Below are 22500 nucleotides of genomic sequence, written 5' to 3' on the forward strand. Positions count from 1 at the left end.
GGAAGGACTCGTGGAGCGCTTAGAAGTGAGAATGCCGGTATGAGTAGCGAAAGAGGGGTGAGAATCCCCTCCACCGAATGCCTAAGGTTTCCTGAGGAAGGCTCGTCCGCTCAGGGTTAGTCGGGACCTAAGCCGAGGCCGAAAGGCGTAGGCGATGGACAACAGGTTGATATTCCTGTACCACCTCCTCACCATTTGAGCAATGGGGGGACGCAGGAGGATAGGGTAAGCGCGGTATTGGATATCCGCGTCCAAGCAGTTAGGCTGGGAAATAGGCAAATCCGTTTCCCATAAGGCTGAGCTGTGATGGCGAGCGAAATATAGTAGCGAAGTTCCTGATTCCACACTGCCAAGAAAAGCCTCTAGCGAGGTGAGAGGTGCCCGTACCGCAAACCGACACAGGTAGGCGAGGAGAGAATCCTAAGGTGATCGAGAGAACTCTCGTTAAGGAACTCGGCAAAATGACCCCGTAACTTCGGGAGAAGGGGTGCTCTGTTAGGGTGCAAGCCCGAGAGAGCCGCAGTGAATAGGCCCAGGCGACTGTTTAGCAAAAACACAGGTCTCTGCGAAGCCGTAAGGCGAAGTATAGGGGCTGACGCCTGCCCGGTGCTGGAAGGTTAAGAGGAGCGCTTAGCGTAAGCGAAGGTGCGAATTGAAGCCCCAGTAAACGGCGGCCGTAACTATAACGGTCCTAAGGTAGCGAAATTCCTTGTCGGGTAAGTTCCGACCCGCACGAAAGGCGCAACGATCTGGGCACTGTCTCAACGAGAGACTCGGTGAAATTATAGTACCTGTGAAGATGCAGGTTACCCGCGACAGGACGGAAAGACCCCGTGGAGCTTTACTGCAGCCTGATATTGAATGTTGGTACAGCTTGTACAGGATAGGTAGGAGCCTTGGAAACCGGAGCGCCAGCTTCGGTGGAGGCATCGGTGGGATACTACCCTGGCTGTATTGACCTTCTAACCCGCTGCCCTTATCGGGCAGGGAGACAGTGTCAGGTGGGCAGTTTGACTGGGGCGGTCGCCTCCTAAAAGGTAACGGAGGCGCCCAAAGGTTCCCTCAGAATGGTTGGAAATCATTCGCAGAGTGTAAAGGCACAAGGGAGCTTGACTGCGAGACCTACAAGTCGAGCAGGGACGAAAGTCGGGCTTAGTGATCCGGTGGTTCCGCATGGAAGGGCCATCGCTCAACGGATAAAAGCTACCCCGGGGATAACAGGCTTATCTCCCCCAAGAGTCCACATCGACGGGGAGGTTTGGCACCTCGATGTCGGCTCATCGCATCCTGGGGCTGTAGTCGGTCCCAAGGGTTGGGCTGTTCGCCCATTAAAGCGGTACGCGAGCTGGGTTCAGAACGTCGTGAGACAGTTCGGTCCCTATCCGTCGCGGGCGCAGGAAATTTGAGAGGAGCTGTCCTTAGTACGAGAGGACCGGGATGGACGCACCGCTGGTGTACCAGTTGTTCTGCCAAGGGCATCGCTGGGTAGCTATGTGCGGACGGGATAAGTGCTGAAAGCATCTAAGCATGAAGCCCCCCTCAAGATGAGATTTCCCATTCCGCAAGGAAGTAAGATCCCTGAAAGATGATCAGGTTGATAGGTCTGAGGTGGAAGTGTGGCGACACATGGAGCTGACAGATACTAATTGATCGAGGACTTAACCTAAATGTTTGTGAATTGTCTGACCGTTATCTAGTTTTGAGAGAACACCTCTCATACATAGTTTGGTGGCGATAGCGAAGAGGTCACACCCGTTCCCATGCCGAACACGGAAGTTAAGCTCTTCAGCGCCGATGGTAGTTGGGGGCTTCCCCCTGTGAGAGTAGGACGCCGCCAAGCACTTAAAAAGACCAGCTTATATAAGCTGGTCTTTTTTGTTGTTTTCCTTTTTATGAAGAAGCAGTTCAGCGATATAATAGGGGAACTTTGACTCGACTATATGTAAAAACTGCTGGATGATGACATAATCATCGCTAGCACTTTGAAGAAGAAGGTCATACCACCATTCAGTTTCATACCTGGCAATCATGCTTAAATTGTACGCAACCAAGTAATGCGCCAATATTTCCGGGAGCTTTAAAAAGTGATCCCGTTCAGCCGGGAAATAATATCTGTCTTGCTCCAAATCATAAAGCAACGTGGTCGAAGTACTGGGTCGGCATTCTTTATGAGCGGCAGAAAAAACGATTCCCTCTTTTTCCTCACGGCAGAAAGACCAGTTTAAATGGTATTCGATATGTTCGATGAAACGCTTTGATGACATATTGTAAGCATTGGGTGTCTCGCCAGGCAGCTCAATTAGCCGGTCTTCGACGGCTGCTTTTACAATCGGATTTGGTTTTTTTTGAAATGCCAGCACTTTATTGATCTCCGGAATTTTCGCCAAAAGCTGTTTCATATTGAATCGTTCATCTTCCAATCCGGATAATTGGAAAAGGGATCTGATCACGTGCATACATAGGCCGTTCCTTTGGATTTTCACTTCATCTTCATAAAAGCGGTAATTTTGTTTTTTTCGTTTTCTTGTGGTCACGCCATGAGCAAGCACTGAAGTATGGCTGGGATAGGAAGGATCTGTCGTTAACAGGCAGGCTTTCAAAAGCTGTGCCATGCCGTAAAATAATAAAATGGGTTTTATTTCTAACGTAGCGATTTTGGCTTGCTTGTAAAAAGCTTCTGCATGCTTAAGAAAAAAAATAAACCGCTCTCCGTTTTTATAAGAGTTTTTTTTGGCATCTTCCATTCCTTGATTTTTATATACCATTTCAAGAAAATGCTGGGCTGTTTCGACCGAATAAAACAGCTTTAAATCCTTCCATCCTTTATCTTGCATGTACTCCACTTCCCTTATGGTTATTTTCTAAAAATTACAACTGTTTCCCGCTTTCTTGACAGTGGGTATTCAAGTTGATAATCTACATATAATATTTTGCCGAAAAGAGGGGGATTTACTAATGTGGGAAAGCAAATTTTCGAAAGAAGGCTTAACATTTGATGATGTATTGCTCGTTCCGGCTAAATCGGAGGTACTTCCGCGCGACGTGGATTTATCGGTTGAGCTTACACCGTCCCTTAAGCTGAATGTTCCAATTATTAGTGCAGGCATGGATACAGTGACAGAAGCTCAAATGGCCATCGCGATGGCACGGCAGGGCGGATTGGGCATTATCCACAAAAACATGTCGATTGAACAGCAGGCTGAGCAGGTTGACAAAGTCAAACGTTCAGAGCGGGGCGTCATTACAAATCCGTTTTTCCTGACGCCAGAGCACCAAGTTTTTGATGCAGAACATTTGATGGGCAAATACAGAATTTCCGGTGTTCCGATTGTTGACAATGAAGAGGATCAGAAGCTGGTTGGAATTATCACAAACCGTGATCTGCGATTTATTTCTGATTACTCCATGAAAATCAGCGATGTTATGACAAAAGAAGAGCTTGTTACGGCTCCTGTTGGTACAACCCTGGATGAAGCGGAAAAAATTCTTCAAAAATACAAGATCGAAAAACTCCCTCTTTTAGATGATCAAGGTGTTTTAAAAGGGCTTATTACGATTAAAGACATTGAAAAAGTAATCGAATTCCCGAATTCAGCGAAAGATGTTCACGGCCGCCTATTGGTTGGAGCAGCGGTTGGTGTAACAGGCGACACAATGACACGCGTCAGAAAGCTTGTGGAAGCCAATGTCGATGTGATCGTCGTTGATACCGCGCACGGCCATTCACAAGGTGTCTTGGATACCGTTAAGAAAATCCGCGACACTTATCCTGAATTAAATATCATTGCCGGCAACGTCGCAACTGCCGAAGGAACAAAAGCGCTTATCGAAGCCGGAGCAAATGTAGTTAAAGTCGGTATCGGACCGGGTTCTATTTGTACAACCCGCGTAGTGGCCGGTGTCGGTGTTCCGCAAGTGACAGCGATTTACGATTGTGCGACTGAAGCAAGAAAACACGGTGCGGCGATTATTGCAGACGGCGGCATCAAGTTTTCCGGAGATATCGTCAAAGCCTTGGCTGCCGGAGGCCATGCCGTCATGCTTGGAAGCCTTCTTGCCGGAACATCCGAAAGCCCAGGCGAGACTGAAATCTACCAAGGCAGACGCTTTAAAGTTTATCGCGGTATGGGTTCAGTAGCTGCAATGGAAAAAGGAAGCAAAGACCGCTACTTCCAAGAGGAAAACAAAAAATTCGTTCCGGAAGGCATTGAGGGCCGTACGCCTTATAAAGGTCCGGTTGCTGACACAGTTTATCAGCTTGTCGGCGGTTTGAAATCCGGCATGGGGTACTGTGGAACAAAAGATTTGCACGCACTGAGGGAAGATGCGCAGTTCATCCGCATGACAGGCGCAGGCCTGCGGGAAAGCCACCCTCACGATGTACAAATTACCAAAGAATCGCCTAACTATACCATTTCCTAATCAAATATGACAAAAATTAAACCGTAGACAGAGTAATACTCTGTCTATTTTTTTTTGCTTCCTTATGATAAAATTTATAATGTTGTGTTTGAAAAATGTCTTAAAAGGCTTTGATATAGATTATTAGTCTGATGAAAAGCGGAGGTATCACGATTTGAAAAGCAAGAGAATAAAGCAGCTGATCATGTTGATCGTTGCTTTTGCCGTGACTGTAGGTGCATTTTCTCCTATGTCGACAGCAAAAGCCGCAAATGATCCAATTAATGTAGACGCGAAAGCAGCAATCTTGGTGGAAGCTTCATCGGGGAAAATTTTGTACAGCAAAAATGCCGATCAGCGTCTTCCTGTTGCCAGCATGGCCAAAATGATGACGGAGTATCTTCTGTTGGAAGCGATTCACGAAGGCAAAGTGAAATGGGATCAGAAGTACACGCCTGACGATTATGTATACGAGATTTCCCAAGATCGTTCATTATCGAATGTTCCTCTTCGTAAAGACGGATCATACACTGTAAAAGAGCTTTATCAGGCGACTGCAATTTACTCTGCAAACGCGGCGGCTATTGCACTTTCTGAAATCGTTGCCGGTTCTGAATCAAAGTTCGTAGAGTTAATGAATAAAAAAGCCAAAGAGCTTGGAATGAAAGATTTCAAATTTGTGAATGCTACAGGTTTGGAAAACAAGGATCTTCACGGCAAACATCCGAGCGGAACAAATGCCAATGAAGAAAATGAAGTATCTGCGAGAGACATGGCGCTCCTTGCCGATCATTTAGTAAGCGATTATCCTGAAATCCTCGATACGGCGAGCATTGCCAAAACGAAGTTCAGAAAAGGCACAGACGATGAAATGGACATGCCGAACTGGAACTTTATGCTGAAAGGCCTAGTTCAGGAATATAAAGGTGTGGACGGGCTGAAAACCGGCTCAACGGACTCTGCCGGATCATGCTTTACGGCTACTGCCGAAAGAAACGGCATGAGAGTGATTTCCGTCGTTATGAATGCGAAAGGCGACCTTCATACGGGACGATTTAAAGAAACGAAAAAAATGCTTGATTATGCATTTGATAACTTCACGATGAAAGAGTTTTACGCAAAAGGCGCACAAGTGAAAGGCAACGAAACGGTCACAGTCGACAAAGGGAAAGAAACTGAAGTCGGCGTCGTAACGGAAAAAGCCTTTTCAATGCCTGTGAAGAACGGTGAAGAAAAGAATTACAAGGCGAAAGTGACGCTGAACAAAGACGAGCTGACCGCACCTGTTAAAAAAGGTGAAAAAGTCGGTACCTTGACGGCCTCCTATAAGGGAGAAGAAAAGGACTACGGATTTCTCGGCAGCGATGTATCAGGTGTAAACCTCGTGACAAAAGAAGATGATGAGAAAGCAAACTGGTTTATTTTAACGATGAGAAGCATCGGCGGCTTTTTTGCCGGTATTTGGAACAGCATTGTTGAAATGGTAACCGGCTGGTTTTAATCAATAAAGGGCTCTATCTGATAGGGCTCTTTATTGTCATATTCAGATAGAATTACCATTTACAATCCTAACAATTTGTTATTAAAATAGAAATAATCTTCGTGTTTTTCATATGATTTTGTGGAATTATAGGATACAATAGGATTAAATCTGACAATTCAATCTTTGATTAGGGGGATCCTTGAAATGGCTCAAACAGGTACTGATCGCGTAAAACGCGGTATGGCAGAAATGCAGAAAGGCGGCGTCATTATGGACGTTGTCAATGCCGAACAAGCAAAAATCGCAGAAGAAGCAGGAGCCGTCGCAGTCATGGCGCTGGAGCGCGTTCCGGCTGATATCCGTGCGGCAGGCGGAGTTGCCCGCATGGCAGATCCGACAATTGTCGAAGAAGTGATGAACGCTGTTTCAATCCCGGTTATGGCGAAAGCCCGCATCGGGCATATCGTTGAAGCGCGTGTTCTTGAAGCGCTCGGCGTTGACTATATTGATGAAAGTGAAGTTTTGACTCCTGCGGATGAAGAATTTCATTTAAATAAAAACGAATTTACCGTTCCATTTGTATGCGGATGCCGCGACCTCGGAGAAGCGACGCGCCGGATCGCAGAAGGAGCTTCAATGCTTCGTACGAAAGGCGAACCTGGTACGGGCAATATTGTGGAAGCTGTCCGCCATATGAGAAAGGTGAATGCTCAAGTGCGCAAAGTAGTCGGCATGAGCGATGACGAACTGATGACAGAAGCGAAAAACCTCGGCGCTCCGTATGAGCTGTTGAAGGAAATTAAAGCCGAAGGACGCCTTCCTGTTGTAAACTTTGCTGCCGGCGGTGTGGCAACACCTGCTGATGCTGCTTTAATGATGCAGCTTGGCGCTGACGGCGTATTCGTAGGGTCCGGTATTTTTAAATCCGACAACCCTGCTAAATTCGCGAAAGCAATCGTTGAAGCGACGACGCATTACACGGATTACAAACTGATTGCCGAGCTATCAAAAGAGCTTGGAACTGCGATGAAAGGGATTGAAATCTCAAATCTGCTGCCAGAACAGCGTATGCAAGAGCGCGGCTGGTAAACACGAAGGAGACGGATTGACATGCTGACAATTGGTGTACTTGGACTTCAGGGAGCTGTAAGAGAACATATTCGCTCAATTGAAGCATGCGGAGCAGCCGGAAAAGTCATTAAGTGGCCGGAAGAGTTAAAGGAAATCGACGGTTTGATTTTGCCGGGAGGGGAAAGCACGACGATGAGGCGCCTCATCGATACGTATCAGTTTATGAAGCCCCTTCAGGAGTTTGCCGCATCCGGAAAGCCGGTATTTGGAACTTGTGCTGGGCTGATTATCCTGGCGAAGAATATCGCCGGAGCGAATGATGCCCATCTTGGTGTTCTGGATGTAACCGTCGAACGAAATTCCTTTGGAAGACAAGTGGACAGCTTTGAAGCGGATTTAACCGTTAAAGGACTTGACGAACCGTTTACAGGCGTATTTATCCGCGCTCCGCACATTTTGGAAGCGGGCGCAGATGTGGAAGTGCTTTCGGAGCACAACGGTAGAATCGTCGCTGCCAAACAAGGAAATCTGCTCGGCTGTTCTTTCCACCCTGAATTGACGGATGACCATAGAATGACGAAATTATTTGTCGAGATGGCGGAAAAGCATAAACAGGAAGCCGTCGTATAAAACGGTTGAAAGCTGTTAAAACTTGTAGTACATTTATAAGACAATATAGATCGAAAAGCGTTGATAGGAAGCAGTAGGAAGCCTCTCTTTCCAAGAGAGCCGATGGTTGGTGCGAATCGGCGAAAGATGCTGTCCGAATCCATCCTTGAGCGAAATGCTGAACAGTCAAAGTAGGCATTTACGGGAGAACCGTTATCAAAATGAAGCGGAAAACAGGAGGAAGACGCCTGTTTTCAATCAGGGTGGCAACGCGAGAGCTCTCGTCCCTTATATTTAGGGGACAAGGGCTCTTTTTTTCGGTCAAATCAGTATAAAAGGAGCGAGGCAGATGCTTGATATCAAACTGCTGCGGGCAAATTTGGAGGAAATCAAACAAAAGCTTGCCCACAGAGGAGAAGATTTATCAGATTTTGATCAATTTGAGGAATTGGATACAAAGAGAAGAGAATTGATCGTCAAAGTAGAAGAGCTGAAAGGAAAGCGCAATGAGGTATCTCAGCAGGTGGCCGCTTTAAAGCGCGAGAAAAAAGATGCTGACCACCTCATTAAAGAAATGCGCGAAGTCGGTGAAGACATTAAAAAGCTTGATGAAGAGCTGAGAACGGTCGAATCTTCACTTGATAAAATCATGCTGTCTATCCCGAATATCCCCCATGAGTCTGTTCCGGTCGGTGAGACTGAAGACGACAACGTGGAAGTTCGCAAATGGGGCGAACTCCCCGGATTTTCATTTGAGCCGAAGCCTCATTGGGATATTGCCGATCAATTGGATATTCTTGATTTTGAGCGGGCCGGCAAGGTTACGGGAAGCCGTTTCGTTTTCTATAAAGGGCTAGGCGCCAGACTTGAACGGGCATTGTATAACTTTATGCTTGATCTTCATGTAGACGAGTACGGCTATACGGAAGTCATCCCGCCGTACATGGTGAACCGCGCAAGCATGACAGGCACCGGACAGCTGCCGAAATTTGAGGAAGATGCCTTTAAAATCAGGGAAGAAGATTATTTCTTAATTCCGACGGCAGAAGTGCCAATTACGAACCTGCATCGCGATGAAATTTTGTCAGCTGGCGAGTTGCCGATCAATTATGCGGCGTTCAGTGCGTGCTTCCGTTCAGAAGCAGGTTCAGCTGGCCGTGATACGCGCGGTTTGATTCGCCAGCACCAATTTAACAAAGTTGAACTGGTGAAATTCGTGAAGCCTGAGGATTCATATGAAGAGCTTGAAAAGCTGACAAATCAAGCGGAGAAAGTTCTTCAGCTGCTTGAGCTTCCTTATCGTGTGATGAGCATGTGTACGGGCGATCTAGGATTTACCGCTGCGAAAAAATACGATATCGAAGTATGGATTCCAAGCCAAAACACATATCGTGAGATTTCATCTTGCAGTAACTTCGAAGCTTTCCAGGCCAGACGGGCGAATATCAGATTCAGAAGGGAAGCAAAAGGAAAGCCTGAGCATGTCCATACGTTAAACGGCTCCGGCTTGGCTGTCGGCAGAACGGTTGCCGCATTATTGGAAAATTACCAGCAGGAGGACGGGAGCGTCATCATTCCTAAAGCGCTTCGTCCATACATGGGGAACAGAGATGTTATTCAACCATAAAAAGTGCGCGCCAAGAGGCGCGCTTTTTTTATGCGAGAGACCAGACGGCGGCTACATTTCGGGCACAGCGCGTAAGATTTGAACTTCCATCGGCAAGGGCGTTTTCCAAGGAGCTGATCCCTGGCACAATCGAAAAGAGAGCGGAAATGCCGATATCATAAACAAGCTCGCAGCCTTCACCGAGCGATCCGGCAAATGCAATAACAGGAATATTCTCGCTGCAGGCGCGTTTTGCGACGCCGGCCGGCGTTTTTCCGCTGACTGTTTGGCCGTCTATTTTTCCCTCGCCCGTAATGACAAGATCGGCTCCTTTAATACGTTCGGAAAAAGACAAAGTATCTAAAACAATGTCAACTCCGCTTTTTAATTCCGCTTTTAAAAAGGCACAGAGGCCTGCTCCTAATCCTCCTGCCGCTCCTGCTCCCGGGATTGAATCGATTTCGCACCCCAGCTCTGCTTTGACTGCAGCAGCATAATGTTTTAAGTTTTGATCCAAAAGGGCAGTCATTTCACTGTTCGCCCCTTTTTGCGGCCCAAATACGGCGGAGGCTCCGCGAGGTCCCGTAAGAGGATTATCGACATCACAGGCGGCTTCAAAGTGGATATGCTTTAACTGAGGATTGAGGCCGCTCACATCGATCTTGGCAATCTCAGCTAATGCACCGCCTCCATTTTCAATCTCTTCTCCATTGCGGTTTAGAAACTTCACACCCAGTGCTGCAGCCATTCCCGCTCCGCCGTCATTTGTTGCACTTCCGCCGAGTCCGATGATGATGTTGGACACCCCTTTTTCCGCAGCATTGAGAATCAGTTCTCCGGTTCCTCTCGTTGTCGTTAACAGGGGATTCCGCTGTTCAGGGCGCACGAGGTGAAGGCCTGACGCTTCAGCCATTTCGATGACAGCCGTTTTTCCGTCGCCAAGCAGGCCGTAAGCCGCCTTTACCGGCTTCCCGAGAGGGCCTGTGACCGTTTGCTGTACGATATCTCCTCCGGTGGCGTCAATCAGAGCTTGAACGGTTCCTTCGCCTCCATCAGCAACCGGAATGTTGACGTATTCGGCGTCAGGCAGAACCGCTTTAAAGCCTTTTTCAATGCTTTTAGCCGCTTCAAGCGATGTCATGCTTTCTTTAAATGAATCAGGTGCGATTACGATTTTCATGGTACCTGCTCCTTTTTAAATAAAGAATTGAAAAATTCCAAAAATCAAAGTTGAGATAATGGTTAGGATTAAGCCGATGACTGACTCATATGGAATCAGCTTTAACCGTTCTTTCATGGCCATGAAGACGCTGCCTCCCGTCGTATGAAAAAAGCTTCCGTGAGGCAGGTGATCGAGCACCGTTGCTCCGGCGTGAATCATTGCCGCACCTGCGAGGCCAGCGACGCCAAGATCAAGCAATGTCGGGCCGAATACGCTGCTGGCGACAGCTGTGCCGGCGGTTGTTGAGGCGGTTGCCATCGACATCAGCATGCCGGAAATGGGAGCTAAGAGAAACGACGGCAGACCCAAGCCGACAAGGGTGTCGGTAATGAAAGAATTGAGTTGGGAGTTGGCGATGATTCCCGCAAGCGTTCCAGTCCCGATCAGCATCACGGCAACGCCTGACATCTTCGACAATCCTGAAGCGGCAAAATCCTTCAGTTTGCCCGCTTGTCCCGATGCAATCGCAGTGACGAGGCCTCCCGCCGGCAAAGCGATAATTGGATCAATCGTAATTCCTGCCACGGGCCTTAAGGCGAGCAACAGGATGGAGACCACCGGACCGCTGATCGCCGCCCAAAATGCCGGCAGTTGTTGAGCCGTTTGGGTTTCAATCTCATTTGCAGCTACTCCTGTTCCTTTATTTGAAAGGCGTTTTGCTAGTAAATAAGTGGCGCCCAGTCCAAATATAGCGGGGATGATCCCGGCGGCCATCACGGATGTCAAAGGGATGTGAAAGGCATCTGAAGCAGCAATGGCATTAGGGTTTGGCGACATAATATTGCCCGCTTTTCCTCCGCCGATCATCGCCAATAGAATGGCCGCTTTGCTGATAAAGGTCCGCCTCGCAATCGCAAGGGCGATCGGTGCGACTGTGATGACGGCGACATCGACGAATACGCCGACCGTTGTTAAGATGGCTGTCGCCAATGTTAAAGCAAGCAGCGCCCTTTTTTCTCCAATTTTATTGACAATGGTTTCTGCAATCACCGCTGCGGAGCCGGATTGAATCAGAACGCCGGCGAGCACCCCTGCTGCCAAGATGCGGAGCACAGCAGGAATCATGTTTTTAGCACCCGCTATCATCAAATCCGTCGTCTCTATTAAATCTGCGCCGCCAATTAAGCCTCCGGCCAATGCGCCGATCATCATGCCGTAAGCCGGCGGGACTTTTTTCAGAATAAGAAAGATTGATATGGCTAATGCGCATAAGGCGCCTATTGCATTGATTTGAATATCCATCTGCATACCCTCCCTTACGTCCAATTGTAAACGCTTTCTGTATAAGGGAGAATTGGTCAGGTATACGGATTTCGTTCCTTTATCCTATATTAAAATTGTTCATTTGCACAAAATGGTGAAAAAAGCGTAATGGCTGTATACAGTTTGAATAGGTCGTCAAACCGTTTTGGATTGCATCCTGTCGCTATTTCAACCTTTTTCAGCCGGTAGTTTAATGTGTTGCGGTGAATAAAGAGTCTTGATGAAGTTTCCCCGATTTCGCCGTTTTCTTCTATATAGCAGAGGAGGGTATGGATTAATTCGCCCTTTTGATCTGCTTGGGAAAGGCGGTCCCAGATGTTTTGAAAATGAATCTCCTGATCCGGACGCTCTATTTTTGATAACAGAACGGGGATCGCAAACTCTCGATAATCGTATAAACTAGAGCTGTTTTTAGCAATCTTGAGCGTTTGTTTTGCACTTTGATAGGAGAATGGCAGCTGCTCAAGCTGATCCGCCTGCTCGCCAAGCGCGCCTCTGACCGTTTTCCATTGGCTGAGCCAGCCGTTCCAAGATGAAAAGAGATCAGCCCTGCTTTTAGCGGGAGCGCCTGCCAGAATAACTGTGATCTCTTTTAAAGAAATATTGGCGTACAAATCTTTCGCGGTTAAATGTTTTTCAAGTTTTTTAATAAATGCCGGCTTCATATCAGCGGATGGCAGCTCAAACACAAGACAAGTACGCTGGCCTTCTAGCGGTATATTCAATCGCTCCGCACGTTCAAGGAAGTCAAGGGATGCTAGGTCGGCCCCCTGAATCATTTGGATGACCGTTTCTTCCCGGAGCCTTTGATCCCATGTCAGCTGTTTTGTTAAAAATGCCTGTTCGACAGTCAGCTCTGCTGCCATTTTAACAAGTTCACCATATCGGCTGACTTCAGAAGGCGGCCCCGTGATTCCAATAACGCCGATTATTTCATCATGAAATACGATGGGAAGGTTTACGCCGGGCTTTGTTCCCGTTAAAGCCAAGCATTCTTCAGGCGTGATGCTGATAACCCTTTCAGCTGCAAGTGCGTCCTTCGCTCCGGCGTGTTCATCACCAATTCTCGAGCGGTCTCCTGAGGCGATGATAACCCCGTTTTCATCCATCATATTAATGTTGTGCCGAATAATCGACATGGTCCTGTCGACAATTTCCTCCGCCAATTCTTTTGATAGATAATTCATTTCATCATGCTCCTGCCTAAGATCTTGTTTTAAATGGTGATTGTTCCGTCGATCCAGCCTTTCATGAATGGTTTTAAAGAAGATGCGGCCCATATTCGGCTGTCGTCTATATGATTCCAAACATAAATATCGTTTTTCCGTATAGAGCCGTTTAAAATCGAATAAGCAAATAAATCGCCATTGCCCGCACCTGCTATAAATAACAGACAATCGAACGGCTTAAAACAGTCGGTGCTTCTCATGTCTAGATTCTCTTCTATCATTCTGTATGCAGGCCAAATGAGATGATCCCCGAATGTATCATTAATGCCGTCTGTCGTTTTTAAAAGGCTGACCAGTTCATCTGGAAAAGAGACGCCGAGGAGTTCTTCTGCTTTCTGAAGCTCCTCTGTTTCAATAGGTCTGTTCAGCGTGTAATCTTGAGGCAAACGTTCTATAAAATGTTTCCACAATGCTATCACCCTTTGCGTTTATCATTATTTTTGCATATAATGAGAAGCGTGAACAATAAAATAAATTTTTTATGAAAAAATCCCTTGACTTAAAAAGATAGGACATGTTATATTAATTCTTGTCGATACGGAGGAATACCCAAGTCTGGCTGAAGGGATCGGTCTTGAAAACCGACAGGGGTGTCAAAGCCCGCGGGGGTTCGAATCCCTCTTCCTCCGCCATTATTGATTTGCATTTTAGTGATTGACTAAGCATAAATTGGAGATTGTGTTGCCGCTGCCTGGATAGGGCAGCGGTTTTTTTATATGCACAAGCAAAAAAAGAGCGGCTCTTCATGGGAATCCGCTCTTTTTGCTTGTTTATCTTTGAATAGCTTTACTGATTTTTTCAATAATTGGATCGAGGGAGGCAGAGTTGTTGAACAGATCGTATTCATCAATATTGACTCTGACAACCGGACAGGCGTTAAAGCCGCTGATCCAGTTTTCGTACCTTGTGTACATTTCCTCCCAATACGATCTGTCGGTTAACATTTCCATTTCTCGTCCGCGTTTTTTGATGCGGTCGAGAATCGATTCCAAATCGCCCTCCAAATAGACTAAAACGTCGGGGCGGGGGAAGTAAGGCGTCATGACCATCGCTTCAAACAGGCTTGTATACGTCTTATAATCGACTTTTGACATTGTGCCTTTATCGGCGTGCATTTTGGCGAAAATGCCTGTATCTTCATAAATTGAACGGTCTTGAACAAATCCGCCGCCCGATTCGTAAATGTATTTTTGCTCTTTGAAGCGTTCCGCTAAGAAGAAAATTTGCAGGTGAAAGCTCCAGCGTTCAAAGTCTTGGTAAAAAGCCTCCAAATAAGGGTTGTTCACAACCTCTTCAAGGGAAGTTTTAAATCCGAGTCTTTTTGCAAGCTCTTTTGTCAATGTGGATTTCCCCACTCCTACCGTTCCGGCAACAGTAATGATAGCATCTTTCGGAATAGCATATACACTCATTCTATATACTCCTTTACTTGATCGGCAATTCGATTGAAAACGGCTTCGGAGATCACGAAGTCTTCCTGATCTCCGTTAATTTCAATAACGGGTATTGGCGGATCGGATTCTTTAAATTGCTTAATGGCAGCATCATAATCATTGATGAGCTGTTCCAGATATTGCTTGTCCATTTCCTGTTCAAACGGCCGTCCGCGTTTTTTGATCCGTTCCAATAACGTCGGAAGGCTTGCTTTTATGTAAATGATGACGTTTGGTTTTGGCAGATCTTCTGTAAGAAGATGATAAATTTTTCTGTATTTCTCAAGTTTTTTGCCTTCCAGCGTCCGTTCAGCAAAAATGAGGTTTTTATAAATATGATAGTCCGAAACAACGGGTATGTGGTGATGCAAATACTTCTTTTCGGTATCTTCAAGCTGCTTATAGCGATTGCAGAGGAAAAACATCTCAAGCTGAAAGCTCCATTCATCTTTGTCATCATAAAATTTATCAAGAAAAGGGTTTTCTTCGACGATTTCTTTAACCAAAGAGAGTGAGAGCTTTTCGGAGAGCATGCTGGCCAAGGTTGTTTTTCCCGCGCCGATGGGGCCTTCGACAGCGATGAAAGGGGCTGTGTTCATAGGTGTCCTCCTACTAAAGAAATTCATTTGTGAACCATACATATTGTATCACATCATCATCTTCTGCCATGAAAAAAACGTTCCTTTAACTTGGGAACGTTTCTTTCACAACATTAAATTGATCGGCTATCAAGAGCCAGTTTTGCGGGAAGGACAGGCCGAGCTTCCAATAGCTGATTCCCCTTAAATTCAATTCCCTAATCAGATCAAACTTTGCCTGAATTGAGCGGGCGTCTTCAAACCATACCTCATGCTGTTTGCCGGCATTGTCCGTATAGCGGAAGAAAGGAGCCTGGGCTGTTTCATCGTACTGTATCGCCGCATTGTTTTCACTCGCGATTGCAATTGCCCGCTGGGGACTGATTGCTCTGGCCAGCTGCCCGCCTGGCGTATAGGGGAGCGTCCAGTCATAACCGTACAAGTTCTGGCCCATGACGATTTTGCTGGCGGGCATTTCCGTGAGTGCGTATTCGATTACATCCCGTACGGGTCCGATCGGCGATACCGCCATCGGCGGCCCTCCGCTGTAGCCCCACTCATATGTCATCAGTACGACGAAATCGACAATCTCTCCGTGAGCCCGGTAATCATGGGCCTCATACCATTGTCCGGGCTGATCCGCTCTCGTTTTCGGCGCAAGCGCGGTTGAGATGAACCAGCCTTCCTGTTTGAAGCGAGCCCGTGCATCCCGTAAAAATTGATTATAGGCTTCTCTGTCTTCAGGCCTTAAGTATTCAAAATCAAAGTGGATGTCTTTAAAACCGTATCTTCTGGCGGCTGCAACAATGTTATCAAGCAATCTGTTTTTTACATTCTGGTCCGTCAAAATGATTCTGCCGAGTTCGTCGCTGAAAGCTTCATTTTCGAGATTGGTGACGATCATCATCATCGTAGTCCGGTGTCTGTCTGCAATTTCTTTTAAGTTGTTCAGCGGCGGTTCTTCGAGTGTGCCGTCCCGCTTCGCCTGGAAGCTGAAAGCACCCAAATAGGTCAAGTATGGCGAAGCCTCTCTTGCCGCCTGCTGTAGAGCGGGGCTGACGCTTTCTCCCCGCGGTTCGATATAAGCGTTTGTTTCAATGTTCCGTTTTGGCCGAGGGGGGATATAAAGCAGCAGCCCGACAGGCAAAATAGCGCTAACCTGAATGCGGTTGATCCTTGCCAGTTCAGCCGGAGAAATATTAAAGCGGGCTCCGATTGATGCTAATGTATCTCCTTGTCTGACCTCATAAAACTCGCCGGCGATCGGTATCACGATAGTTTGTCCGACAACAAGCCGATTCGGGTTGGGAATTTCATTCGTCGCGACAATTTCATTAACTGTTGTTCGGTAGCGATTCGCGATTTGATAAAGGGAATCGCCTCTTTTCACGACATAAATCTGAATGGGAAACGCCTCCTTTCTCATTGCTACCACTATATGAAGAAAGGAAGTGTTTCATGCTCAAGTTTCGGCGGTGATCTCTTTAACCGTCGTAATATTGGCGAACAGAACATTTTCCATCATCGTCAACGCATATTTGTTGTCTTTTTCATTATTTGAGGCAATGCAATCGTGCGGAATCGTGATATCGTACTCCCTCATATAAGCGTCGTTTGCCGTAAATAACACGCAAATATTGCCTGCGATTCCCGTAATGATCAAATGGTCGACATGAAGTTCATTCAGCAATGTTTCAAGGGCGGTGCCGTAAAAAGCTGAGTGCTTTGGTTTGATTAAGAAATAATCGTTGTTATTCGGTGCGAGCCGGTCGATGATATATTCGCTTCTGTCGTTTTTGCATTTCTTGATAATGGCAGCAATATCCGCTTGCCAAATTCCAAAGTGGTCATTAATGTATATGATAGGCCATTTCTTTTTGGCTGCGTGTTCTTTTAATGCCAGAAGATGCTCGGTCATGTTTCTGGTCTTTTTGGAAAGAACGTCACCCATATCGAATTGAAAATCATTAATGATGTCGACTATAATGAGAGCTGAATTGGACAATGCGATTGTCTCCTTTCAGATTGCATATTCCTTTAACTATAAGTTAGCCTATTCTGTCGGGCGAAAAACATTGAAAGAGTGCATGCGGATGACACAAGACGAGTTTTATATGAAAGAAGCGATCAATGAAGCGAGAAAAGCTGAAGAAAAAGGCGAAGTGCCGATTGGCGCCGTACTGGTTCTGGATGGCGAAATTATTGCCCGCGCCCATAATTTGCGGGAAACCGAGCAAAGATCGGTTGCCCACGCAGAGATGCTCGTTATTGAAGAGGCATGCCAGAAGCTGGGAACCTGGCGGCTGGAGAGATCTGTTCTTTACGTTACCCTTGAGCCATGTCCGATGTGCGCCGGAGCGGCCGTTCTCTCCAGAATCGACAAAGTGGTGTTCGGAGCGTCTGATCCGAAAGGCGGCTGTGCGGGGACTTTGATGAATCTCCTGCAGGAAGAGAGATTCAATCATCAGGCTGAAGTCGTAAGCGGCGTAATGGAAGAAGAATGCGGCAGGATGCTAAGCGATTTTTTCAGAAAGCTCCGCGCAAAAAAGAAAGCGGAAAAGAAAAGGGAGCTGTGATGACGGAAATTTGCAATTTAGGGTGAAACAAGTTATACTAATGAGTGCGTCACATGAAGACGCAGCTTAAATAATTTGATATTTATTTTGCCGTGCTAAGCGGGGAGGTAGCGGTGCCCTGTACTCGCAATCCGCTCGAGCGAGGCCGAATCCCTTTCTCGAGGTTCGTTTACTTTAAGGTCTGCCTTAAGCAAGTGGTGTTGACGCTTGGGTCCTGCGCAATGGGAATCCATGAACCATGTCAGGTCCGGAAGGAAGCAGCATTAAGTGGAACCTTCCATGTGCCGCAGGGTTGCCTGGGCTGAGCTAACTGCTTAAGTAACGCTTAGGGTAGCGAATCGACAGAAGGTGCACGGTAAATCAATCATCAAATTAAGAACTCATCTATTTTAATATAGATGAGTTTTTTTCTTAAGAAGAGCTTTTGGATTTGAAAGCTGCTTCATGTATAATGGAAATGATGAAAACAAGAGGAGGGCGTGTTTGTGAGTTACCAGGCTTTATATAGAGTGTTCAGGCCGCAGTTGTTTGAAGATGTAGTCGGTCAGGAGCACATCACGAAAACGTTGCAAAATGCCCTTTTACAAAAGAAATTTTCGCACGCTTATCTGTTTTCCGGACCGAGGGGAACGGGAAAAACAAGCGCCGCAAAACTGTTTGCCAAAGCTGTCAACTGTGAGCACGCTCCGGTCAGTGAACCGTGCAATGAATGCTCCGCGTGCAAAGGCATTACAAACGGTTCGATTTCAGATGTAATTGAAATTGACGCCGCTTCTAACAACGGTGTAGATGAAATACGCGACATCCGCGACAAGGTGAAATTTGCCCCGTCTGCCGTCACGTATAAAGTATATATCATAGATGAAGTACATATGCTTTCTATCGGCGCATTCAACGCCCTTCTAAAAACGCTTGAAGAGCCGCCGGAACATTGTATCTTTATTCTCGCAACAACAGAGCCTCATAAAATTCCTTTAACGATTATTTCTAGATGTCAGCGATTTGATTTTAAGAGGATTACCTCACAGGCAATTGTCGGACGAATGGAAAAAATCGTCGAAGCTGAACAGTTCAAGGTGCAGGATGGTGCCTTAGACATCATCGCCAGTGCCGCCGACGGCGGCATGAGGGATGCGCTGAGCCTGCTCGATCAGGCTGTATCATTCAGCGGAGATGAGCTGACGGTGGATGATGCGCTGCTGATAACAGGGGCTGTGTCACAGCACTATATTGGAAAGCTCGCCTCAACCCTCCACGAAAAAAATGTTTCCGGTGCTTTGGAAACATTGAACGAACTGCTTCAGCAGGGAAAAGACCCGGCAAAATTAATCGAGGATATGATTTTCTACTTCAGGGATATGCTTCTTTATCAAACGGCGCCTGATTTAGAAGGCGTTCTTGAAAAGGTGAAGGTGGACGAAGAGTTCCAAGCTCTATCCCGGCAAATTCCTGCACCAGACCTTTACGAAATGATCGATATATTAAATAAAAGCCATCAGGAAATGAAATGGACGAACCATCCGCGTATCTTCTTTGAAGTTGCAGTTGTGAAGCTCTGCCAGGGACCAAAAGCAGGGGCATCCGCGGCCGCCCCGCCGGAAGTGGATAATCTCGTCAACAAGGTTCGGCAGCTTGAGCAGGAGATTGAGAAGCTTAAAACACAAGGTGTACAGGTTTCTTCGGCTCCCGCCCAGCCTAAAGAAACGTCCCGTCCGCAAAAAAGCGTGAAAAGCGCATATAAAGCGCCTGTCGGCCGTATTCATGAAATATTAAAAGATGCTACAAGACCGGACCTCGAAAAATTGAAGGGCTGCTGGGGACAATTGCTTGCCCAGCTTAAACAGCAGAATAAAGTATCGCATGCTGCCCTTTTAAATGACAGCGAGCCGGTGGCTGCATCTTCAAAAGCATTTGTCCTCGCATTCAAATACGAAATTCACTGTAAAATGGTAGCTGAAGACAATAATGGAGTCAGGACAAATCTGGAACAAATTTTGGATGGAATGCTCGGCGGAAGGATAGATATAGTTGGCGTTCCCGAAGCCCAATGGGGTAAAATAAGAGAAGAATTTCTGCAGGATCATCAGCCGGAAGATTCTGAAGCAAATGAACCGAAAGAAGAAGATCCGCTCGTATCAGAAGCTAAAAAACTGTTCGGAGCGGAACTGATTGAAATTAAAGAATAAAAACATGAAAGAGAGTGGATTTGAGTATGCGCGGTGGAATGGGTAACATGCAGAAAATGATGAAGCAAATGCAAAAAATGCAAAAGGATATGCAAAAGGCACAGGAGGAACTGGCAGAAAAAGTACTCGAAGGTACTGCGGGCGGCGGAATGGTGACTGTTAAGGTAAACGGCCAAAAAGAAGTCATCGACGTCATCATCAAAGAGGAAGTCGTAGACCCTGAAGATGTTGAAATGCTTCAAGATCTTGTCCTTGCAGCGACAAACGATGCTTTGAAAAAAGTCGACGATGTAACAAATGAAACGATGGGTAAGTTTACAAAAGGAATGAACATGCCGGGTTTATTCTAGGAGGAAAATAAGAATGCAGTATCCTGAACCAATATCAAAGCTGATTGACAGCTTTATGAAATTGCCAGGAATCGGACCCAAGACGGCGGTCCGTCTGGCTTTTTTTGTTCTTAGTATGAAAGAAGACGTCGTGTTAGATTTTGCAAAAGCATTGGTAAACGCAAAGCGCAATTTGACATATTGCTCGGTTTGCGGACATATAACAGATCAAGATCCTTGCTATATTTGTGAAGATACGAGAAGAGACAAATCGGTCATATGTGTTGTTCAGGATCCGAAAGATGTCATTGCTATGGAGAAAATGAAGGAATACAGCGGACTGTACCATGTTTTGCATGGTGCGATTTCTCCGATGGACGGCATCGGTCCGGAAGATATTAAAATACCCGAATTGCTGAAACGGTTGCAGGATGATCAAGTGACTGAAGTCATTCTCGCGACAAACCCGAATATAGAAGGAGAAGCAACGGCCATGTACATTTCAAGGCTTTTAAAGCCGTCTGGTATCAAGCTGTCACGAATTGCCCATGGACTTCCGGTCGGAGGCGATTTGGAGTATGCAGATGAAGTCACTCTTTCTAAAGCGCTTGAAGGCAGACGTGAAATGTAGAGGGAGGAGATTGCATTACCATGGGTTTTCTTCGGAAAAAGAAGCTTAGAAAAGAATTTGATAACAAGCTAATTGAACAGCTGATCCATCAAAAGGAAGAATGGAACAGGCAAAAGCGGCTGATTGAAAACAGTCTTGAGCCTTCGCCAGAAGTTCTTTACGAATTAAAGGTTGCCGAGGCAAAGTACTTTTTTTATTTGCGGGAAGCAAAAAAAAGAAATTTAAGGATCGGCAGCTGGAAGTAGCAGGTCTATTCGCATGATTCCCATCATATGCTTGTACAAGAACGAGCGAGGAGTGATGGAATTCATGGGATCTGTTATCTTTATCGGGGCAATTGTCGCTTTGGTTGCCCTGTTGTTTTTTTCAAAAGCATCATTTAAACCTTTGCGATTAATCGGAAGAATAGCGGTTAGATTTGTAGTCGGCGCTTTGTTTTTATTCTGTGTGAATCTGTTTGGCGAGAGCGTGGGCATTCACGTGCCGATTAATATTGTAACAACCGGAGTGAGCGGATTATTGGGGGTTCCCGGTGTAGCAGCTCTTATTGTTATTAAACAATTTATCGCAATATAATTTCTTGTTGACAATTTTATTTAAAGGTGTTAAATTAGTATTCGTCGCTGATGACGAATAATTTTTTTGAAAAAAAGTTGTTGACGACATCACGATTAAATGTTAAGATATTATAGTCGCTTTGAGAGCGGCGATGAAGTTCTTTGAAAACTAAACAAGACAAACGTACCTGTTAATTCATTAAATAAATCGCACATGCGAATGTGCGTAGTCAGGGGCCTGCACGATGCAGGTCATGCAGATGTTGTCACAGGATGTGACGAACTTAATCTGCGCTCCATTATTTCATGGAGAGTTTGATCCTGGCTCAGGACGAACGCTGGCGGCGTGCCTAATACATGCAAGTCGAGCGGACAGATGGGAGCTTGCTCCCTGATGTTAGCGGCGGACGGGTGAGTAACACGTGGGTAACCTGCCTGTAAGACTGGGATAACTCCGGGAAACCGGGGCTAATACCGGATGCTTGATTGAACCGCATGGTTCAATTATAAAAGGTGGCTTCGGCTACCACTTACAGATGGACCCGCGGCGCATTAGCTAGTTGGTGAGGTAACGGCTCACCAAGGCAACGATGCGTAGCCGACCTGAGAGGGTGATCGGCCACACTGGGACTGAGACACGGCCCAGACTCCTACGGGAGGCAGCAGTAGGGAATCTTCCGCAATGGACGAAAGTCTGACGGAGCAACGCCGCGTGAGTGATGAAGGTTTTCGGATCGTAAAACTCTGTTGTTAGGGAAGAACAAGTACCGTTCGAATAGGGCGGTACCTTGACGGTACCTAACCAGAAAGCCACGGCTAACTACGTGCCAGCAGCCGCGGTAATACGTAGGTGGCAAGCGTTGTCCGGAATTATTGGGCGTAAAGCGCGCGCAGGCGGTTTCTTAAGTCTGATGTGAAAGCCCCCGGCTCAACCGGGGAGGGTCATTGGAAACTGGGGAACTTGAGTGCAGAAGAGGAGAGTGGAATTCCACGTGTAGCGGTGAAATGCGTAGAGATGTGGAGGAACACCAGTGGCGAAGGCGACTCTCTGGTCTGTAACTGACGCTGAGGCGCGAAAGCGTGGGGAGCGAACAGGATTAGATACCCTGGTAGTCCACGCCGTAAACGATGAGTGCTAAGTGTTAGAGGGTTTCCGCCCTTTAGTGCTGCAGCAAACGCATTAAGCACTCCGCCTGGGGAGTACGGTCGCAAGACTGAAACTCAAAGGAATTGACGGGGGCCCGCACAAGCGGTGGAGCATGTGGTTTAATTCGAAGCAACGCGAAGAACCTTACCAGGTCTTGACATCCTCTGACAACCCTAGAG

At 46.6% G+C, this 22500-nt stretch carries 20 protein-coding genes, 1 tRNA gene, 3 rRNA genes, 1 other RNA gene and 1 other annotated feature (2 of these 26 running past the window's edge); of the genes, 16 read left to right on the forward strand and 9 right to left on the reverse strand.

The window, feature by feature from the left end; translation table 11 throughout:
* Both MHB72_RS00055 and rrf read left to right on the forward strand, forming a co-directional pair.
* Positions 1 to 1666: ribosomal RNA gene (locus MHB72_RS00055) — 23S ribosomal RNA — on the forward strand; it begins 1264 nt to the left of the window's first position.
* A gap of 58 nt (positions 1667 to 1724) precedes the next feature.
* Positions 1725 to 1840: ribosomal RNA gene (gene rrf, locus MHB72_RS00060) — 5S ribosomal RNA — on the forward strand.
* A 16-nt stretch (positions 1841 to 1856) separates the two neighbouring features.
* On the opposite strand, the gene MHB72_RS00065 is transcribed toward rrf, so the two are convergent.
* Positions 1857 to 2834 carry a YaaC family protein gene (locus MHB72_RS00065; RefSeq protein WP_216922149.1) on the reverse strand — a complete coding sequence of 326 codons (978 nt, stop codon included), beginning with the start codon at positions 2832 to 2834 and terminating at the stop codon, positions 1857 to 1859.
* 121 nt (positions 2835 to 2955) lie between these two features.
* Here MHB72_RS00065 and guaB point away from each other — a divergent pair, with 121 nt between their 5' ends.
* From guaB to serS, 5 genes are all read left to right on the forward strand, one after another.
* A complete protein-coding gene (guaB, locus tag MHB72_RS00070; protein WP_020449769.1) occupies positions 2956 to 4422 on the forward strand; it encodes an IMP dehydrogenase in 1467 nt (488 codons plus the stop codon).
* 184 nt (positions 4423 to 4606) lie between these two features.
* Positions 4607 to 5902 (forward strand): D-alanyl-D-alanine carboxypeptidase, encoded by a 1296-nt coding sequence (gene dacA, locus MHB72_RS00075; RefSeq protein WP_031305058.1) that lies wholly within the window; start codon positions 4607 to 4609, stop codon positions 5900 to 5902.
* A gap of 186 nt (positions 5903 to 6088) precedes the next feature.
* Entirely contained in the window at positions 6089 to 6973 is an 885-nt protein-coding gene (gene pdxS, locus MHB72_RS00080) for a pyridoxal 5'-phosphate synthase lyase subunit PdxS (RefSeq protein ID WP_020449771.1), read from the forward strand.
* A 21-nt stretch (positions 6974 to 6994) separates the two neighbouring features.
* Positions 6995 to 7585 (forward strand): pyridoxal 5'-phosphate synthase glutaminase subunit PdxT, encoded by a 591-nt coding sequence (gene pdxT / locus MHB72_RS00085; protein ID WP_025810896.1) that lies wholly within the window; start codon positions 6995 to 6997, stop codon positions 7583 to 7585.
* 51 nt (positions 7586 to 7636) lie between these two features.
* Positions 7637 to 7856 (forward strand) — a binding site (T-box leader).
* A gap of 57 nt (positions 7857 to 7913) precedes the next feature.
* Positions 7914 to 9191: a serine--tRNA ligase gene (serS, locus tag MHB72_RS00090; protein ID WP_095293102.1), complete on the forward strand. Its 1278-nt coding sequence runs from the start codon at positions 7914 to 7916 to the stop codon at positions 9189 to 9191.
* A 28-nt stretch (positions 9192 to 9219) separates the two neighbouring features.
* Here serS and MHB72_RS00095 read toward each other — a convergent pair whose 3' ends face one another.
* The 4 genes from MHB72_RS00095 to MHB72_RS00110 all read right to left on the reverse strand — a co-directional run bounded on the left by MHB72_RS00095 (position 9220) and on the right by MHB72_RS00110 (position 13294).
* Complete coding sequence (locus MHB72_RS00095) at positions 9220 to 10350, reverse strand: glycerate kinase (protein ID WP_216922147.1); 1131 nt, start codon at positions 10348 to 10350, stop codon at positions 9220 to 9222.
* Positions 10351 to 10365: 15 nt separating this feature from the next.
* Positions 10366 to 11634: a GntP family permease gene (locus MHB72_RS00100; protein WP_216922143.1), complete on the reverse strand. Its 1269-nt coding sequence runs from the start codon at positions 11632 to 11634 to the stop codon at positions 10366 to 10368.
* An 89-nt stretch (positions 11635 to 11723) separates the two neighbouring features.
* Positions 11724 to 12842, reverse strand: a complete 1119-nt coding sequence (locus MHB72_RS00105) for a CdaR family transcriptional regulator (RefSeq protein ID WP_216922139.1) — start codon at positions 12840 to 12842, stop codon at positions 11724 to 11726.
* A gap of 29 nt (positions 12843 to 12871) precedes the next feature.
* A complete protein-coding gene (locus MHB72_RS00110) occupies positions 12872 to 13294 on the reverse strand; it encodes an SMI1/KNR4 family protein (protein WP_340901538.1) in 423 nt (140 codons plus the stop codon).
* Positions 13295 to 13423: 129 nt separating this feature from the next.
* On the opposite strand from MHB72_RS00110, the gene MHB72_RS00115 reads away from it, so the two are divergent.
* Positions 13424 to 13516 (forward strand) — tRNA-Ser (locus MHB72_RS00115).
* A 138-nt stretch (positions 13517 to 13654) separates the two neighbouring features.
* Here the strand turns inward: MHB72_RS00115 and MHB72_RS00120 are convergent.
* From MHB72_RS00120 to MHB72_RS00135, 4 genes are all read right to left on the reverse strand, one after another.
* Positions 13655 to 14296 carry a deoxynucleoside kinase gene (locus tag MHB72_RS00120; protein WP_216922136.1) on the reverse strand — a complete coding sequence of 214 codons (642 nt, stop codon included), beginning with the start codon at positions 14294 to 14296 and terminating at the stop codon, positions 13655 to 13657.
* Complete coding sequence (locus tag MHB72_RS00125) at positions 14293 to 14916, reverse strand: deoxynucleoside kinase (protein ID WP_020449779.1); 624 nt, start codon at positions 14914 to 14916, stop codon at positions 14293 to 14295. The genes MHB72_RS00120 and MHB72_RS00125 overlap by 4 nt, the downstream gene beginning before the upstream one ends.
* An 85-nt stretch (positions 14917 to 15001) precedes the next feature.
* Positions 15002 to 16321 (reverse strand): glycoside hydrolase family 18 protein, encoded by a 1320-nt coding sequence (locus MHB72_RS00130; protein ID WP_031305057.1) that lies wholly within the window; start codon positions 16319 to 16321, stop codon positions 15002 to 15004.
* A 36-nt stretch (positions 16322 to 16357) separates the two neighbouring features.
* A complete protein-coding gene (locus MHB72_RS00135; protein WP_229105635.1) occupies positions 16358 to 16846 on the reverse strand; it encodes a cysteine hydrolase family protein in 489 nt (162 codons plus the stop codon).
* Positions 16847 to 16988: 142 nt separating this feature from the next.
* Here MHB72_RS00135 and tadA point away from each other — a divergent pair, with 142 nt between their 5' ends.
* The 8 genes from tadA to MHB72_RS00175 form a co-directional block, all read left to right on the forward strand.
* Positions 16989 to 17471, forward strand: a complete 483-nt coding sequence (gene tadA / locus MHB72_RS00140; protein WP_216922152.1) for a tRNA adenosine(34) deaminase TadA — start codon at positions 16989 to 16991, stop codon at positions 17469 to 17471.
* A gap of 90 nt (positions 17472 to 17561) precedes the next feature.
* An RNA gene (gene ffs / locus MHB72_RS00145) (signal recognition particle sRNA large type) lies at positions 17562 to 17827 on the forward strand.
* A gap of 129 nt (positions 17828 to 17956) precedes the next feature.
* Entirely contained in the window at positions 17957 to 19657 is a 1701-nt protein-coding gene (gene dnaX, locus MHB72_RS00150; RefSeq protein WP_144497722.1) for a DNA polymerase III subunit gamma/tau, read from the forward strand.
* A 26-nt stretch (positions 19658 to 19683) separates the two neighbouring features.
* The gene (locus MHB72_RS00155) at positions 19684 to 20007 is read left to right on the forward strand and encodes a YbaB/EbfC family nucleoid-associated protein (protein ID WP_023856408.1); all 324 of its coding nucleotides are present in this window, start codon (positions 19684 to 19686) and stop codon (positions 20005 to 20007) included.
* A gap of 13 nt (positions 20008 to 20020) precedes the next feature.
* Positions 20021 to 20617, forward strand: a complete 597-nt coding sequence (gene recR, locus MHB72_RS00160; protein WP_020449786.1) for a recombination protein RecR — start codon at positions 20021 to 20023, stop codon at positions 20615 to 20617.
* Positions 20618 to 20637: 20 nt separating this feature from the next.
* On the forward strand, positions 20638 to 20862 hold the full coding sequence (locus tag MHB72_RS00165; RefSeq protein WP_035337520.1) for a YaaL family protein: 225 nt from the start codon (positions 20638 to 20640) through the stop codon (positions 20860 to 20862).
* A 64-nt stretch (positions 20863 to 20926) separates the two neighbouring features.
* Positions 20927 to 21193, forward strand: coding sequence for a pro-sigmaK processing inhibitor BofA family protein (locus tag MHB72_RS00170; protein WP_003178144.1), 267 nt, complete (start codon positions 20927 to 20929; stop codon positions 21191 to 21193).
* Positions 21194 to 21477: 284 nt separating this feature from the next.
* Positions 21478 to 22500: ribosomal RNA gene (locus MHB72_RS00175) — 16S ribosomal RNA — on the forward strand (it continues 526 nt past the right edge of the window).

This window comes from Bacillus sp. FSL K6-1284, assembly GCF_038002625.1.
In the GTDB taxonomy this organism is placed as follows: domain Bacteria; phylum Bacillota; class Bacilli; order Bacillales; family Bacillaceae; genus Bacillus; species Bacillus paralicheniformis.